A 2,757-nucleotide genomic window follows, 5' to 3' on the forward strand; every position below is an offset into this window, starting at 1 on the left:
CTAATGCATCGTCGCAACAATATCCCACGAAAATCTCTTAATTATCGTACACCATTAGAAGTATTCTTGAGTCATGTCACAGAAGAACAACTTTCATCTTTTTTCTAATTTAAATTGACATTTCAGGTTTACAAATAGAGCAGGGGGAACAAAAAAGCAAACCAGAAATTATCTTCTGATTTGCTTGAATCCTATTTAGTTGTATTTTTTACTTTTTTCAAGGCTTCTAAAAATACTTCGTAAGGTTGCGCACCAGTGATTGAATACTTATTATTAATCACAAATAACGGTGCACTTGGCATTCCAATCATAAATGCGCGCCGTTCGTTTTTTCGAACCTCATCTTCATATTGATTAGATTCAAGAACTTTTTTAACATCAGCAACAGGTAGTCTAATTTCATTCATTGCAACAGTTAGAGCTTCATAGTCCGTGATTGATTCATTATCATTAAAATAAAGTTGATAAAGGCGTTTAACAGCCTTATTAAGTAATGCTTGGTCGTTTAAACTCTCAATGTATTTTATTAAGCGATGAGCAGCTAATGTATTAACAGGAATCGCATTTTCCATCTTAATTGGTAAATCAATATCGGCAGCAAGTTGATCAATTTTTTGTATTTGTGTAGCAGCTTCTTGCTTAGTCAGTTGATGAGTTTTTGCATAATATTCTGTCATTGATAGATCAGTTGTTGTTGGCAACGTTGGATCTAGTTGAAATGACATAAATTTTAATGGTGTCTGATCGGCAATCTTTAATTCTTTAAGCGCCCGTTGTAATTGCGTAATTCCCATATAGCAATATGGGCACGCAATATCAGCCCAGTATTGAATTTCCATAGATGATCGCTCCTTATAAATATATATTAATTTAATCTAACCATAAAATAAGTGAAGTTGCTAGTAAATACGTAAAGAGGGAACGATTTATTTTAAAATTAACCTGTCATTAAAATTATAGTTTTAATGCGACAGGATTTAAAATTCCCCCCAGAATATTAATTTTTAGCTTTCTCAAAAGAATTTATTTAATGCTTATTTTTAACTTTAATAAAACTTTCTAAACAAAACTAATACTTTTGATTTATGTTTTAAAAGTTTTATGTAATACTATTGCTGAAGTCTATGTCAAAAGTATTTTAAAAGGAGTTTTTATCATGAAACATACGCTTAAAGTTGATCAAGTACGTGACGGTTTATGGCTAGATTCAGATATTACGTATACGCAAGTTCCTGGATGGCTTGGTAATACAACGCGAGATTTGAAGCTTTCAGTCATTCGACATTTTCAAACTAATGATGATACCAGTTATCCAGTAATTTTTTGGTTTGCTGGTGGCGGCTGGATGGATACTGATCACAATGTTCATCTGCCAAATTTGGTTGATTTTGCTCGGCATGGTTATATTGTTGTTGGTGTCGAATATCGTGATAGCAATAAAGTTCAGTTTCCTGGGCAATTGGAAGATGCTAAGGCTGCCATTCGTTATATAAGAGCTAATGCCAAGCGCTTTCAAGCTGATCCTAATCGGTTTATTGCGATGGGAGAATCGGCTGGTGGGCATATGGCAAGTATGCTAGGTGTTACTAACGGTCTTAACCAATTCGACAAAGGTACTAATTTAGATTACTCCAGTGATGTTCAAGTAGCGGTTCCTTTTTATGGTGTAGTTGACCCCTTAACCGCTAAAACAGGAAGTGCATCAAACGATTTTGATTTTGTTTACCGTAACTTGCTTGGCGCTGAGCCTGAAAACGCTCCCGAGCTTGATTCTGCTGCAAATCCCCTCACCTATGTAAATTCTACTTCTACGCCTTTCCTTATCTTTCATGGAACAGAGGATGTTGTTGTCCCAATTAAAGATAGTGAAAAACTTTATGATGCATTAGTAGAAAACAATGTTCCCACTGAATTATATGAAATTGAAGGTGCAAGTCATATGGATGTGAAATTCCTTCAACCACAGGTATTTAAGATTGTAATGGACTTTTTAGACAAGTATTTGAACCGCTAATAAATCACTTCTTATCATTATTTTTCTCTAAATCAATGGATAGTTGTTGTTCCCTTTTAGCTAGAAATTTCTCTAACTCTGTTTCGATATCAATATTTAGACGTTGAGATAATTCGATCAACCACCAAATATTTTCAGCTAATTTTTCTGATAGTTGATAAGGAGTTTCATCGTAAGTCCCTCTTTAGTCATTACTAGGCGGTCTAAATTACCAATATCACTAACTCATTTAATTGCATTTATTTAGCCCCCAATCACTTTAGTTACCAAATTATATTTTACAGCATTAATCATTCTTTCTTCTAAACAAAAGCTCCGATAAAGTGGTGATATATCAGCGCTTTATCGGAGCTTGTTTTTGTACATTTTTGTGAAGATACGTCTCTTCAATACTACTAAAAAGTAAACTAATAACACTCCACCTTTCACATTAAGGTGTCAATAATCGATAGTTCTTCTTTTGTTGCAGCCGTTTAATGCTTATCTATATCTTCCCATTTTCTCATTATTTACCCTTCATTTCATATCAATCGTCAAGTAGCGACAATGCTCTTTCTATCTGACGAGGATTTGTTTCATCCTTTTTCTTAGTATAACGATTTAATAGTACAAAATTTGCACTAGTGCCTGTCAAGTATACAGTTTAAATAGAAAAATAGTTTATGCGGCTTGAGCGCGGAATTTTTCTGCGCTCAAGCCGTTTTTGGATGTATAAGCTCGTTGAGTGTTGAAATATTTAATAG

At 34.0% G+C, this 2,757-nt stretch carries 2 protein-coding genes and 2 pseudogenes; 2 read left to right on the top strand and 2 right to left on the bottom strand.

Translation table 11 applies throughout. The features are described from left to right. Positions 1–108, top strand: a pseudogene (locus CBG10_RS07470) (IS30 family transposase); the annotation flags it as partial. Positions 109–191: 83 nt separating this feature from the next. Here CBG10_RS07470 and CBG10_RS07475 read toward each other — a convergent pair. Further along, entirely contained in the window at positions 192–839 is a 648-nt protein-coding gene (locus tag CBG10_RS07475; protein ID WP_094512168.1) for a DsbA family oxidoreductase, read from the bottom strand. Positions 840–1,156: 317 nt separating this feature from the next. Here CBG10_RS07475 and CBG10_RS07480 point away from each other — a divergent pair, with 317 nt between their 5' ends. Next, the gene (locus CBG10_RS07480) at positions 1,157–2,014 is read left to right on the top strand and encodes an alpha/beta hydrolase (RefSeq protein WP_019251199.1); all 858 of its coding nucleotides are present in this window, start codon (positions 1,157–1,159) and stop codon (positions 2,012–2,014) included. Positions 2,015–2,018: 4 nt separating this feature from the next. On the opposite strand, the pseudogene CBG10_RS11540 reads toward CBG10_RS07480, so the two are convergent. After that, positions 2,019–2,236, bottom strand: a pseudogene (locus tag CBG10_RS11540) (MazG-like protein); the annotation flags it as partial. Between the last annotated feature and the right edge of the window lie 521 nt (positions 2,237–2,757).

Origin of the sequence: Limosilactobacillus reuteri (assembly GCF_002254085.1) — a bacterium.
Classification (GTDB): domain Bacteria; phylum Bacillota; class Bacilli; order Lactobacillales; family Lactobacillaceae; genus Limosilactobacillus; species Limosilactobacillus reuteri_K.